Here is a 15,387-nt window from a genome sequence, read left to right on the forward strand (position 1 = left end):
AGTCGAACGGTACCCAATGCCGAATGACTACTGTCACTATTCAAGCGGAGACCACAAGTTGACGAGGGATGGGTATGACGTACGCAACGATATCCGGGAAGCGCTGCCTCGTCATCGGTGACGAGCCGCTCGCCGCGCAGTGCATCGATCTCGCACATGCAGCGGGTTTGAGCGTCGTGGCGGTTGCAACGGTGAATGCGCAGGTCGAGCAACACGCAGATCAACTCCAGATCACGACGACTCGCTCCGACGCCGATCTCGTGACCTCGCTCGGCTCGATCGACTTCGACATCCTCCTCAGCATCGCCAACCTCCGAATCCTGCCCGATGCGCTCCTCGATCGCGCCGACATGGCCGTCAACTTCCACGACGGTCCGCTCCCGGGATACGCCGGCCTCAACGTCACGACGTGGGCAATCCTGAACGGCGAGAGCGAACACGCCGTGACGTGGCACGTGATGACCAGCGACGTCGATGCCGGCGAGATCGTGGCAACGGAAACGTTCTCGATCAGTCCCGACGACACTGCCTTCTCGCTGAACGCCCGCTGCTACGAGGCGGCGCTCGCTTCGTTTCCGCGCGTCGCCGACGCGCTCGCGTCGGGACGCGTGACCACAACGGCACAGCCCGATACCGAGGGGCACCTGTACCGCCGCGGCGATCGCCCGTCACGACTGCTCGATCTCTCGTCGGACTCTGCGGACGGACTCGGCCGCCTCGTCCGTGCGCTCGACCTGGGCCACCTGTCATCCAATTCGATCGGTGTCCCGCTGCTGCTGGTGGGCAACCAGGTCCTCGCAGCGACCGCTGCCGCGACCGACGGCTCGAGCGGCGGGGAACCGGGCACGATCGTCGACGCCGACGATCGCTCGCTGATCGTGACGACGGCCGACGGCGATCTCCGCCTCGAGCTCGCGCGTGCCGACGGATCGATCGCCCAGCCGACCGAGGTGCTCGCAGGAGCCGACCTTGCCGTCGGCGCGCGTCTCACTCCTCCCCCTTCGGAGACCGTCGCCGCCCTCGCCGAAGTCGATCCCCGATTGGCTGCTCACGAGAGCTTCTGGACGCATCGCCTGGCCACCACGACGTTGTCGTCGACCCCCGTCGATGACGACGACGTCGCCGCAGCGGGCGACTGGATCTCGGTGCAGGTCGCCACCGGATCAACCGACACCACCACCGCTGTGGCCGCCATCTCGTTGTGGCTCGCCCGGCTCAACGGCACGGGCCACGCCGCCTTCGCAGTCATCGACACCGCAACGGCCGAGACGATGCATCGTCTCGGCCGCATCCTCCGTCCGCCGATCGCGCTGGTGGAGGTCCACGACGATCTCGGCACGGCAGCACTCGTCGGATCTGTCGGAACCGAACTTGCCGACATGAGTCGTCGGGGTCCATTCGCTCACGATCTCATCGGTCGCACCCCGGCTTTGAAGACGATCGGTACGTCAGCAGCCGTCACCATCTTCGTCGACGACGAGCCCAGTTTCGCCGATGTCGACGAATCACAACTCGTGCTCGCGGTCCAGGACGGCACGGTCACCGTGTTCCACCACACGAGTGTCGTCGGACCCGAACTGGCCTCACGCCTTGCCGATCAGCTCACAGCCGTCCTGACCGCACTCGACACCGACACCGAAATCGGTGATGTCGACATCCTCTCCACGCAGGAGCGCTCCCGACTCGATGCGCTCAACGCCACCGCCGTCGATCACGACCGCAAGTTGACCGTCGACGCTGGGATCTGGCGCCAGGTCGAACGGTCGCCGGATGCTCCAGCGGTGTCGTTCGGCGACACGACCTTGACCTACACCGAACTCGCTCAGCGCGCAGAAAGGTTCGCTTCGGACCTCGCCGCTGCAGGAATCGGACGCGGCGACCGCGTGGGCATCGCCGTGCCGCGCGGACTCGACATGCTCGTCGGCGTGCTCGCCACGATCCGACTCGGTGCGGCCTACGTGCCGCTCGACCCCGCGTATCCAGCGGAGCGACTGCAGTACATGGTCGACGATGCCGGTATCGCCGTCCTGCTCGCTCGAGACAAGGTCGCCCGTGATCTCGCCCGTGCCGACCTGACGCTGCTGGATCCTGCCGAGATCGACTCGTCCGCCGCAGCGAGAACCGATCACGCGTCCACCGAGTCAGCCCACGATGCGGCCGATCTCGCCTACGTGATCTACACCTCCGGATCGACCGGTAAGCCGAAGGGAGTGATGCTCGAACACCGCAACGTCGCCAACTTCTTCGTCGGGATGGACGCGGTCATCGACCACGACGAACCCGGCGTCTGGCTCGCCGTGACCAGCCTGTCGTTCGACATCTCCGTTCTCGAACTGCTCTGGACGCTGAGTCGAGGTTTCCACGTCGTCCTCAAGGCCGAGAGCGGCTTCGGCACGACGGCCGGCACGAGCGCCGACACCTCACCTGCCGTCACCGTTCCTGCGGTGCGGACACGGCCCGTGTCGATGAGCCTCTTCTACTTCGCGGCGGCGCAGGCGTCAGAGGGCGATGGATACCGGCTTCTCCTCGAAGGCGCCAAGTTCGCCGATGAGAACGGATTCGAAGCGATCTGGAGTCCGGAACGGCACTTCCACCCCTTCGGTGGGGCGTACCCGAACCCGAGCGTGATCAGCGCCGCGATCGCGGCCACGACGAAGAACGTCGCCATTCGCGCCGGCAGCGTTGTGTTACCGCTGCACTCCCCCGTACGCGTCGCCGAGGAATGGGCGGTCGTCGACAACCTGTCGAATGGGCGCGTCGGAATCTCGTTCGCTCCCGGATGGCAGCCGAACGACTTCGTGCTCAACCCGGCGACCTACGGGCGCGCCCGAAGTGAACTGCCCGGGTTGATCGACGTCGTCAAGCGGCTGTGGCGCGGCGAGTCGGTCGTCATGCCCGGCCACGACGCAGAGATGGTCAGCGTCAGCACCCTGCCTCGACCGGTACAAGCGGAGCTGCCGATCTGGTTGACCTCAGCCGGCACGCCGGCCACGTTCGAGCAGGCCGGGCGATCGGGCGTCAACGTGCTGACGCACCTGCTCGGTCAGTCGCACGACGACCTCGCGGCCAACATCGTCCGCTATCGGACCGCCTGGACCGAGGCCGGACACGACGGTGAAGGCCACGTCACGCTGATGCTGCACACCTTCCTCGACGAAGATGCCGATACTGCGAAGGAGCATGCTCGCGGGCCGATGAAGGCCTACCTCGGTACCGCAGTGGGCCTCATCAAGAACATGGCGTCGTCGTTCCCGACCTTCGCCGGATCCGGCAAGGACGCCGATGAAGCGTTTGCGTCGCTCACCGAGGACGAACTCGATCAACTCCTGGAAATGGCTGCCTCCCGCTATCTGGACACAAGCGGTCTCTTCGGCACCGCCGACGACGCAGCCGCGACCATCGCAACGGTCGGCGAACTCGGCGTCGACGAGGTCGCTTGCCTCGTCGACTTCGGGGTCGACGTCGACCGCGTGCTCGGCTCCTTCCCGCTGCTGAAAGCCACCAAGCAGCAGATCGACGCCGACCCGATCGCAGCTCCCACAACATCAGCGACGCCGGGCGGCGCCACTCCTTCGATCAACGATGCCGTCCACGACGAAACCGTCGCTGCACTGATCGAACGTCACGACGTGACGCACATGCAGTGCACGCCGTCACTGGCGGCGATGTTGGTCGCAAACCCGTCCGATCGTGCCGCACTGGGATCGATCCGGCACCTGATGCTCGGTGGCGAGGCACTGCCCGTCGCAATGGCCAACGAGCTACGCGGGATTCTGCCCGACCGGTTCACGAACATGTACGGGCCGACCGAGACGACGATCTGGTCGCTGACCGAGGAAATCGAGTCGATCGATGGTGCGAGCGTGCCGATCGGACGCCCGATCGCCAACACGACCATCCTCGTGCTCGACGACGGCGGGCATCGCGTGCCGATCGGATCGTTCGGCGAGTTGTTCATCGGCGGCGAAGGAGTCGCCCGCGGATACCACGACCGTCCCGACCTGACGGCCGAACGCTTCGTGGATCACAACTCGATGGGTCGCCTGTACGCGACGGGTGACGTGGTTCGTGTGCACCCGTCGGGCCACGTCGAATTCGGGGGACGCTCGGACAACCAGCTGAAGATCCGAGGCCACCGCATCGAACTCGGTGAGATCGAATCGGTGCTCGATGCCCATCCGAGCGTCGTGCAGTCTGTCGTCGTACCGCGCGGCGTCGGCACCGACCCGTTCCTCGTGGCGTTCGTCGTCGCAACCGGAGAACTCGACGAGCAGGAACTGCGCGACCACATCGGCGCCGACTTGCCGTCCGTGATGGTGCCCTCGGCGATCGTGCCACTTGCGGCCTTTCCGCTCACTCCGAACGGGAAGGTGGACCGGAATGCACTGCCCTTCGAGATTCGCCGGGCACACGACGAGACGTCTGCAACGGCACCAACGGACGACGGCGAGCGGCGGATTGCGGCTGTCTGGGCCGAGGCGCTCGGGCGACCGGTCGGCCGCGACGACAACTTTTTCGAGATCGGCGGGCATTCACTGCTTGCAGTGAGCGTGTTCCGGACGCTCGTCGACACCGGCGCAACGATTGCGCTCACCGACCTGTTCCGGTTCCCGACCGTTCGAACGCTCGCGGCCCACATCGAGTCACTCGACGGTGCCGGCACCGAAGCGGCGGACGACGGCCCCGCCGTGGCCACGGGCTCGGCGCGAGGAGAAAAGCGTCGACGCGCCATGGCGCGGCGAGGCGGAGGACCGACGTGAGCGAGACCGACGAATCGGCGGTTGCGATCGTCGGCATGTCAGGACGCTTTCCCGGCGCCCCTGACGTGAACCGATTGTGGGAGCGCGTCGTCGCAGGTGACGACTGCCTCGTCGACCTCAACCCTGCGTTGCTCATCCAGGCCGGGCTGCCGGCATCGATCGTGAACCAACCGAACTATGTACCACGTGCGGGGATCCTGGAGGGCGTCGACCGTTTCGACGCCGAGTTCTTCGGTATCGGAGCACGCGACGCATCGATCATGGACCCCCAGCACCGCCACTTCCTCGAGTGTTCGTGGGAGGCCCTCGAGTCAGGTGGCCACGTCCCCGAGACCTTCGATGGAGCGATCGGAGTTTTTGCCGGGTGCGGCATGGACACGTACCTCATCAACAACCTCGTCACGAACCAGAAACTCGTCGACCAGGTCGGATGGTTCCTGCTGCGTCACACGAGCAACGACAAGGACTTCCTGCCGACGTTCACCTCGTACAAGCTCGATCTCCGCGGTCCGTCGGTCAGCGTGCAGACGGCGTGCTCGACATCGCTCGTCGCAATACACCTCGCTGCACAGAGCCTGCTGTCGTTCGAATGCGACCTGGCACTCGCAGGAGGTTCGACCATCGAGGTCCCACACGGCGTCGGCTACACGTTCCAGGAAGGCGAGATCCTCTCCCCCGATGGTCATTGCCGAGCGTTCGAGGCCAGGTCAGCGGGCACCGTGCTCACGAGCGGAACCGGTGTGGTGTCGCTGCGACGGCTCGCTGACGCCATCGAGGACGGCGACCCGGTGCTGGCCATCCTTCGCGCGTCCGCAGTGAACAACGACGGCGCCCGCAAGGTCAGCTACCTCGCGCCCAGCGTCGACGGACACGCTGACGTGGTCAAGGAGGCCCTCGCCGTCGCCGGGTTGAGTGCTCGCGACATCCAACTCGTCGACGCCCACGGCACTGGCACGCCGGTCGGCGACCCGATCGAGTTCGCTGCACTGACCGAAGCGTTCCGGTCGACCACCGATGACACCGGCTTCTGCCGATTGACGTCGACGAAGCCCAACATCGGTCACCTCGACACCGCAGCGGGCGTGGCCAGCGTGATCAAGGTCGTCCAGGCGCTGCGTCATCGCACGCTTCCGCCCCTGGCGAACTTCGAGCGACCCAGCGCTCTGCTCGACGTGGGGCGGTCCCCGTTCGAGCTCTCCGGCGAAGCCGTCGAATGGCCCGGCGACGCGGTGCGGCGCGCTGGCGTGAGTTCTCTGGGGGTCGGAGGAACGAACGCCCACGTGATTCTCGAAGAAGCACCGACAGCGCAGCCATCTCCGCCTTCGACGCCGGAACAGGTGCTGTGCCTGTCGGGCATGTCGATCGCTGCCGTCGACGCCTCCGTGCAGCGACTCGCGACGCACTTGGACCGGAGCCCGGAGGCTGAACTGGCCGACGTGGCCCACACACTTGCAGTGGGCAGACGACACATGCGGCAACGCCGAGTGATGACCATCACCGACACCGCAGCCGCTCCGCAGCAGCTGCGCGACGCCGATCGTTCGCGATCTATCAGCGGCTTCTCAGGGGAGCATCCCCCGCGTCTCGCGTTCATGTTCCCCGGTGGGGGATCGCAGTACACCGGGATGGGTTCGGGACTCGACCACCGTTTCGAGGTGTTCCACGATTCCATGAGCGATTCGATGCGTCGCGTCGAGGCTGCAGGCGGCCCGTCGCTGGCACCGCTGATGGCGCCCGACGGCGATCCGGCAGTTCTTCGCCAGGCGGACGTGTCGCTTCCGTCCGTCTTCATCACCTCGGTCGCCCTCGCCCGCCAGTGGATGGCGTGGGGAGCCCAACCAGATGCCCTCGTCGGGCACAGCCTCGGCGAGTACGTCGCCGCACATCTCGCCGGCGTGCTCAGCCTGGACGACGCGATCGCGCTGGTGGTCAGCCGAAGCCGACTCATGGCGAACGCGAGTGCCGGGCGACCGGTCGGGATGCTCGCCGTCTCGCTCGCCGAGGCCGCCCTTGCAGAGCGTCTCTCCGACGACATTTCGATGGCCGTCGTGAACACCGCTGAAGATTGTGTCGTCGCAGGGCCACTCGACGCGGTGGAGCGGCTCGCCGCAGAACTCGAGGCCGACGACATCCAGGCATCGTTGTTGAAGTTGTCCGCTGCGGCACACAGCTCGATCCTCGATCCGGTCCTCGAAGAGTTCGGGCAGTTCGTCCGCACCGTGACGCTGAACGACCCGACGATGAGGTATCCGTCGAACCTCACCGGCACGTGGATCACCGCGGACCGGGCGACCGACCCGCAGTACTGGGTCGATCACCTCCGCGGCACCGTTCGCTTCGCCGACTGCCTCGCCACGGTCCTGGACGGCGCTCCGATGGTGCTGTCGGAACTCGGCCCCGGCCAAGCGCTCTCGGCGTACGCACGGATGCAACCGACGGCACCCGTGGCATCGCTGCCGGCACTTCGCCACCCGAACGATGCTTCACCGGACACGGTCCACACCCTGCAGGCCTTCGCCGGGCTGTGGGCGAACGGTGTCGCTGTCGACATCCGTCAGTTCGCCGGCGATCGCACCCGCCGCCTCGTCCTGCCCACGTACCCGTTCCAGGGCGACCGCCACTGGATCGAGCCGGGTGAGGGGTCGACTGGAGCGCCGATTTTTTCCACTGCGATCTCGACGGCCGCAGCACCACCCATCCAGCGGCTGGACGACATGCGCGACTGGTTCTGGGAGCCGACCTGGCGGGACGCCCCGCTCGACGACCGAAGGTCCAGACCCCCGACCACCTGGACCGTCGTCGGCGATACCGACGACGAACTCGTCAGCGAGATCGCCGATGAACTCCGACGACACGGCCGACACGTCGACGTCGCAGATGCCGATGCCGATCTCTCCCAGATCAGCACGCAGTCCGTGTGTGTCATCGGACCGAGCGGTGCCGAGTCCACCGACATCGCGGCCGCTACCGACCTGTGGCTCGGCGTGGGGCTCGCAGCCGTCCGCGCCGTCGGAGCCCTCCCCGAGCCCGGCTCGACGTTCGCTGCGGTGACCCGACTCGCGAGCGGTGCGCTCGAAAGGGCAGAACGACCCGTCGACGCGCTCGCACGCGGCCCTGTGCTCGTCGCCGCCAAGGAATACCCCGGGCTGCACACAGTGCACCTCGACGTCGACCACGCCACGACGGCGGGCCAGATCGTCACCGAACTCCTGGCGGACTCCGCCGACGACGTGATCGCGCTCCGTGGCGACCGGCGGATGGTCGTCGAAATGCAGCGGCGTCCCATCGACGAGGTCGATCCTGCACGATCGGCATTCGTCAGCGGCGGCAACTATCTGGTGACCGGCGGTCTCGGCGACGTCGGGCATGCGATGGCGACTCACCTCGCATCGACGCACGGAGCACAGCTCGCGATTCTGTCGTCGTCGCCGATCCCTTCGACCACCGAGGAACGTATCCTGTGGACACGTACTCACGGCTCCGACGATCCGACGAGCCGACGAATCCGGCGGATCGAGCAACTGGAGGCCCTGGGCACCCGTGTCGTCGTCGTCCACGGCGATGCCGCCGACGCCGGGTCGCTCACGGCTGCGATCGACCGAGCCGAAGCGCACCTGGGGCCGCTCGACGGGGCGATCCATGCGGCCGGTCGTCTGCGCGACGGACTCATCGAACTCTCCGAACGGCGCGACCACGACGTGGCAATCGGTGCAAAGGCGGGCGGCGCAGCCGTACTCGCCCAGGAACTCTCGCGACGCGGGGCTTCGCTTCTGCTCCTCATCTCGTCGACGAGTTCGTTCCTCGGCGCCGAGGGCCAGGTCTCGTACGTCGCGTCGAACGCGTTCCTCGACGAACTCGCCGGATTCGACCGGTCGGGCCTCAGAGTCGTCACGCTCAACTCCGGCGCATGGGCCGGCATCGGAATGGCGGCCGACCTCGTTCGTCGGCTACGTCTCGAGTTGGGCGATGGCACTCCAGTACGGCATCCCGTTCTGTCCGAACGCATCACGAGCACTGCAACGACCCGGTTCGCTGGTCGACTGACCACCGCCGACGACTGGGTCGTCGACGAACACCGCATCTCGGACGGCACGGCGTTGCTTCCGGGAACCGGCCACATCGAGCTGATCTTGGCCGCAGCGGCTTTCGTGGCTCCCGACGACGACCTCATGGTGAAGGACGTCCTGCTGATCGAGCCGCTCATCGTTCCCGACGGTGACGAGGTGATCGTCCAGGTCGTCGTCGATGAACCGGATTCGGACGGCACCCGAGCCGTACGGATCGAAAGCGACCACGGCAAGGGACTGACATGGCACGTCCATTCCGAGGGTCGGCTCGTCGCTCCATCCACAGGACCACCCGAGCGCTGGACGGATCCGGAACCCGGCACGGGGCGAGCAGTCGATCCCCTTGCAGCGCAACGTCGCACGCTTCGGCTCGGCCGCCGTTGGGCGTCCGTCGACTCTGCCGACGTCACCGCCGAGCGGGCCGACGCCCGCCTTGCACTTCCCGCCGACGTCGCCGACGAGGTCACCGCCTGGAGCGCCCATCCCGCTCTCGTCGACGCCGCAATCGGTGTGGCCATCACGCTGCGCAGCGACCGATTCGACTCGCTGATGGCACCGGTCGCGGTCGAGTCGATTCGCCGACTGGGGGGCGTGCCCGCAACCGTGCAGGTCGCCGCGGTCTGCACGTCGACGTCGGAGAACTCACTCGTCGCTGACGTGCGGCTCCTCGACGAAGACGGCCAGCTGGTCCTCGACATCGTGGGCCTCGAACTTCGCGCTCTCGGCGACGGCATCGCGCTCGGCGCAGACCGCCACGCAATCGAACGCCCGCGAGCGCTGCCGTCTGCGGGGGTCTTCGTCGAACTCGCCGAAGGCGCTGGGCTGCGTCGGTCTGATGCCGGACACATCCTCGAGCGAGTCGTCGGAAGCCGCGTTCAGCGTCTCGTCGTGTCCTCCGTCGAACTCGACGACCTCGTGTCACCGCTACGACCCGACCCCGACGCTCATGCGGCGGCTGCAGACGTCGCACCCGGCCTCGAAGGTGCCCTCCAGGCGATGTGGAGCGAGTTGCTCGGCGTCACAGTCGAATCAGACGCTGACTTCTTCGAACTGGGCGGCCACTCGTTGATCGCGATCCGACTCATCGCACGAATCCATCGCGAGCTCGGCGTCAAACTGCAACTCTCCGTCCTCTTCGAGGCATCGACTGTCGACGAACTCGCGGTGTTGCTTCGAACTCACCGACCCGACATCGACGACGACTTCGACAAGACCACATCCTCCGACAAGGCGAAGGAAATTGCGCCGGTTGCCACCCAGGCGACGCTGCCGGCCCGACCAGCGATCACTGCCAAGAGGACGCTCATCCCGCTCAATCGTGAAGGGAACGCGCTGCCGTTCTCGATCGTGCACGGTGCAGGAGGAAACGTGTTGTTCCTCTCGCAACTCGCGCGCCTGATGAAGGGTCAGCGCCCGCTCAATGGCATCCAAGCGATTGGTATCGACAGCGAAGATCCGCCCGATTCGACCGTGCCGGAGATGGCTGCGCGCTACGTCGCGGCGCTCACGGACGCGGGGCCAGACCCCTACCTCATCGGCGGATATTCCGGAGGGGGCATCGTTGCGCTCGAAATGGGTCACCAGCTCCGGTCAGCAGGAGCAGATGTGCCCTGCGTGGTGCTGTTCGACAGCATCCCTGCCGGCCTCGCGTATCCGCCGACGTGGACCTCACGTCGCAACTTTGCGAAGAACCTGGCGCGATACGGCTCGAGGCCGATGCGAGCGTATGTCAAGGACCGACTCGGCGGTCGTGTTCTGAGGTACCTCGGCGATGATGCGGCCAACGACAACGAGGAGGCACCGTTCTGGCTCGTCGAGCGCGAGCAGGAGGGTTTCGTCGACCTGTTCGACCACTTCGCAGAGATCTCTCTCGACTATGCGATGCCGACGTACGGGTTCGACGTCATCTTGATGAAGGCCGACCTCGTCTGGCCCTACCAGCCGTGGGATTACCACTGGCGGCAGCACGTCGCGGGGAAACTCGATGTGATCGCCGTTCCCGGCGATCATCACACCATGTTCGTCCAACCCAACGTCGCCACGATGTGGAATCGACTCGCGCCGCTTCTCGACCGGTACGACCCGTCCCTGGGACAATCGTCGTGACGGCGACGCATCCGGATACGGAGCGACGAGCCGGTTCGCTCCTCATCGCCGGCGTCCCGGTCGACGACGTCGACATGGACCAGGCGATGGACGAGATATGGGAGTTCGTTCGACGCGGCCGGGCGCAACAGCGCACGTTCCAGGTCGCCACCGTCAACGTCGACTTCGTCGTGAACGCCATTCTTGATCCGGTGGTCGCCCGAGTGCTGCGTTCGACTGCACTGTCGATCCCTGATGGGATGCCGCTCGTCTGGGGCGTGCGACTTCTCGGAGGGCGATTGCGCACGAGAGTCGCCGGTGCCGACCTCGTCCCGTTGATGTGCGAGCGAGCCGCACAGGACGGGACGAGGATCGCCTTGATCGGGGCAGGTCCGGGAGTCGCAGATCGAGCAGCCTCACTCCTCCGAGAGCGCTCGCCAGGACTCGACATCATTGCGACACAGGGGCCGTCGTTCCATCATCTCGACGATGTGACACAAGCCGACATCGAACACCTGCGCACGCTCGACGCCGACATCGGTTGCTTCGCCTTCGGTCACCCCAAGCAGGACCTCTTCATCGAACGATTCGCGTCGGAGCTCTCGATCCCGCTGATGATCGGCGTCGGCGGAAGCCTCGACTTCCTCGTCGGCGAACAACGACGCGCACCCCGGTGGATGCAGCGGACCGGCCTGGAATGGCTCCATAGGGCCGCCACCGACCCCCGTCGTCTCGTGGGCCGGTATGCCCGGGACTTCCGGGTGTTCGGGCCCGCACTCGTTCGTCAGGCCAGGGTCGGACGAGCAACGTCGGAGGGCGGCACCGTGAGCGTCGATTCGACGAGCGGACCCGAGATCGTCGTCGACCTCGCCAAGGCCGGCACACCGACGAATGGCATCGCTCACGAGATCGCCACCGTCTCGCGCCTCGCAGCCCTCGACGATCGACTCGTCGAATTCGTCGGGCTCGAGCAGGTCGATCTCGGGCGGATTCACGGGCTCGCGCAACTCGTCGCAGTGCACGCTTCGGCTGCTGGCGACCGGTAGCGCGTCGCCCATGACGATCATCCGCCAACCAGGGCCGGTTGGTCACTTTCGGTGGCGAGATCAAGCGATGGTGTCACCGATGGTGGCTGATGCACAACTACCGCCCGCCGATTCCAAAGATTTCTTCAGCACCCGGCGTAGCAGGCCGATGAAGAGATATGGCGGACACCTCCGATCGCGCAGTGAACGCGGAGATTCGTGTCGTCCACACGAACCCGCCTCCAGTCCCGTCACCGGTTCGTGACCCGGGCAGCGATGCTCGACCGCTGCCATGTCGCGAGCCTCCTGCCTCCCGTGTGCGACGCTCTCGGAGGAAGCCGCCGAGCCCCAAGGTGAGCCTCGTGCTTGCGGACGTGGCGGCTCTCGTGGTGGGTGTGGCACTCGCGTTCGCGACTCAGGCGATCGTCAGACCCGTCCCCACGTTCGTGATCGTCGACCATCTCTGGCTCGCAGCAAGTAGCGCCCCGGCGTTCGCCCTCGGCGCCGGCATGAGCCGCCTGTATCACTCGCGTGCCAACGAGCGTCCGCTCGAAGAGGCGGTCAACATCTTCAAGGCCGTCGGCACAGGCATGAGTTGGTTGCTGCTCGTCTCACTGGGAGTCCAGTACCAGGAACTGTCGCGGCTGTGGGTGGCGCTCGTTGGCATCGGCGTCACCGGTTGTCTGCTCGTCGAGCGCCGCATCGCCCGTTCCGTCTTCCGGCGGCTCCGTTCCGACGGTCGGCTCCGACGTCGCATCGTCATCGTCGGAACCGACGAACATGCGATCGCACTGATGCACGACTACCAACGCAACCCGTCGCTCGGTTACGAAGTGATCGGACTGGCCGCGGTCGACGGCGCCCCTTCGTGCGACGAGGTCGAGCCCCTCGGCACCGTCGACGATTTGTCCCGGGTGCTCGATGACCACGACGCCGTCGGCGTCGTGGTGTCTCTTGCGTCGGTGCCGTCCGCTCGGGTCAACACGCTCACACGCCGCCTCACCGACGAGGGATACCACGTCGCGCTGTCCTCGAGCTTGCGCGACATCGACGTCTCCCGGCTCCGCCCGCAGTCGATGGACGGGCGCACCCTGATCTACGTCGAACCGATCATTCGCAACGGTTGGCGCGGCATCGCGAAGCGGGTGTTCGACCTGGTGCTGGCATCGGCGATTCTCCTCGCCAGCCTGCCCCTGCAGTTGGTCGCTGCGGCGGCGATCAAGTCCACCTCTCGCGGGCCGATCTTCTTCCGTCAGGTGCGCGTGGGCAAGGACGGCGAACTGTTCGAAGTCGTCAAGTACCGCACGATGGTCATCGACGCCGAGGAGCGCAAGGCCGAACTCATGTCGCTCAACGAGGCGGACGGTCCACTGTTCAAGATGAAGTCCGACCCGCGAGTCACACCGGTCGGTCGGATCCTGCGCAAACTGTCCATCGACGAACTCCCCCAGTTGTTCTGCGTCCTCGTCGGCACCATGAGCATGGTCGGCCCCCGCCCCGCACTGCCCGAGGAGGTCGAACAATGGGACGATGAGGTGAGCGAGCGACTTCGTGCGTTGCCCGGCCTGACGGGAATGTGGCAGGTCTCCGGACGATCGGACAGCAGCTTCGAAACGTACAAGCGCATGGACCTCTACTACGTCGACAACTGGTCCCTCTTCCACGACCTGCAGATCTGTTCGCGTACGGTCGCGGTGGTCCTCCGCGGAAGGGGAGCCGCCTGAAACGGCTGACCTGCGTATCACACGTTCCGATCCGGACGAGGAGAAGCGTTGCGACGTCGGCGCGTCACCACAGGTGGTGGTCGGAATCGCGCTGTCCGACGTCCGAAGATGAAGGGTCGGTTTCGTCGACCGTGATTCGTCTAATTTTCGTCACGAGTGGTTCGACAGGTGCTACAACTGTCTCTTAACGGAGGCGAGCATGAGCGGACAGCAAGAGAAGCGGCGGACGACCGCGCACGATGTACGAAACCACGATGGCCTGGCCAACTTCGGCTCGGACGATCGCGAGTTGACGAGCGTCCACCTCGACCCTAGTTCTCGAATCTCGGCGATTCACGGACCCTTCTCTGTCAAGACCCGTCTCGTACTCGCAGACGCTGTGGCACTCGGCTTCGGTGTGATCGCGGCGTTCGCGATCCAGGCCGTGCTCCGGCCCGTTCCGCGCTTCGTCATGTCGGACCACCTGCTGTTGGTGGTCGCGAGCTTGCCGGGCTTCGTCCTCGGTGCTGCGTTCAACCACCTCTATCAAGCGCGAGCGAACGAGCGCCGGCTCGAAGAGGCCCGCAACGTCATCAAGACCGTCGGATTCGGCATGAGTGGCATCCTGCTCATCGCTCTCGCGATCCAGTACTCACAACTGTCGCGGCTCTGGGTACTGGTGCTCGGGTTCACCGTCACGATCGCCATGCTCGTGGAACGCCGGATCGCTCGCGCCGTCTTCGCCCGGTTACGCCGGGAGGGCAGGTTGCAACGTCGCATCGTCATCGTCGGTACCGATGCGCACGCCATCGGCCTGATGCACGCGTACGACCGCAACCCCGCACTGGGCTACAAGGTGGTCGGATTCGCCGGTGACGACGACCTCGGCGAGCGCGGCGGGGTCAAGGTGCTCGGAGCCATCGACGACATCCGCAACGTCCTCGAAACACACGATGCGGTGGGCGTCGTGGTGTCGCTGTCATCGGTCGACTCCAACGAGGTCAACCTGCTCACGCGTCGATTGACCGACGGCGGGTATCACGTCGCTCTGTCGTCGAGCCTACGCGACATCGATGTCAGTCGACTCCGACCACAGACGTTCGACGGCCGCACGATGATCTACGTCGAACCGATCCTGCGAAATGGGTGGCGCGGGGCCGCGAAGCGCGTGTTCGACATCGTGCTGGCGTCGACGATCATGATCGTCACCCTTCCCGTGCAGATCCTGGCCGCGGTCGCGATCGGCGTGAGTTCGAGCGGACCCGTGTTCTTCCGACAGATTCGCGTTGGCATGGACGGACAACTCTTCGAGGTCCTGAAGTTCCGAACGATGTACAAGGACGCCGAGGATCGAAAGGCGGAACTGGTCCATTGCAACGAAGCCGACGGACCCCTCTTCAAGATGCAGAACGACCCTCGCATCACCCCGGTTGGTCGGATCCTGCGCAAACTGTCGATCGACGAGCTCCCGCAGTTGTTCTGCATCCTGATCGGTTCGATGAGCATGGTCGGCCCGCGTCCGGCCCTTCCGAGCGAGTTCGAACAATGGGACGACGAGGTCCGCGACCGCCTCCGGGTACTTCCCGGACTGACCGGTATGTGGCAGGTGTCAGGTCGATCGGACGCATCCTTCGAGACGTACAAGCGCATGGACCTGTACTACGTCGACAACTGGTCGCTGCTCCACGACGTGGAGATCTGCCTGCGAACGATCGGCGTCGTACTCACCGGACGCGGCGCTGCGTAG

General features: G+C 65.8%; 5 protein-coding genes. All 5 read left to right on the forward strand.

Annotated features, from left to right (window positions below):
• The first annotated feature begins 74 nt into the window (after positions 1-74).
• A complete protein-coding gene (locus tag ABJK40_RS11175; protein WP_348480762.1) occupies positions 75-4,760 on the forward strand; it encodes a MupA/Atu3671 family FMN-dependent luciferase-like monooxygenase in 4,686 nt (1,561 codons plus the stop codon).
• Positions 4,757-10,933 (forward strand): SDR family NAD(P)-dependent oxidoreductase, encoded by a 6,177-nt coding sequence (locus tag ABJK40_RS11180; protein ID WP_348480763.1) that lies wholly within the window; start codon positions 4,757-4,759, stop codon positions 10,931-10,933. Before ABJK40_RS11175 ends, ABJK40_RS11180 begins: the two co-directional genes overlap by 4 nt.
• Positions 10,930-11,958 carry a WecB/TagA/CpsF family glycosyltransferase gene (locus tag ABJK40_RS11185; RefSeq protein ID WP_348480764.1) on the forward strand — a complete coding sequence of 343 codons (1,029 nt, stop codon included), beginning with the start codon at positions 10,930-10,932 and terminating at the stop codon, positions 11,956-11,958. Before ABJK40_RS11180 ends, ABJK40_RS11185 begins: the two co-directional genes overlap by 4 nt.
• A gap of 341 nt (positions 11,959-12,299) precedes the next feature.
• Positions 12,300-13,661, forward strand: a complete 1,362-nt coding sequence (locus ABJK40_RS11190) for a sugar transferase (RefSeq protein WP_348480765.1) — start codon at positions 12,300-12,302, stop codon at positions 13,659-13,661.
• A 199-nt stretch (positions 13,662-13,860) separates the two neighbouring features.
• A complete protein-coding gene (locus ABJK40_RS11195) occupies positions 13,861-15,387 on the forward strand; it encodes a sugar transferase (RefSeq protein ID WP_348480766.1) in 1,527 nt (508 codons plus the stop codon).

The sequence above is a fragment of the Ilumatobacter sp. genome, assembly GCF_039969435.1.
GTDB lineage: Bacteria > Actinomycetota > Acidimicrobiia > Acidimicrobiales > Ilumatobacteraceae > Ilumatobacter_A.

What these genes read in the sequence shown, in the direction of transcription:
- ABJK40_RS11175 (WP_348480762.1), top strand. Translation starts at nt 75, where the DNA reads ATGACGTACGCAACGATATCCGGGAAGCGCTGCCTCGTCATCGGTGAC.
- ABJK40_RS11195 (WP_348480766.1), top strand. Translation starts at nt 13,861, where the DNA reads ATGAGCGGACAGCAAGAGAAGCGGCGGACGACCGCGCACGATGTACGA.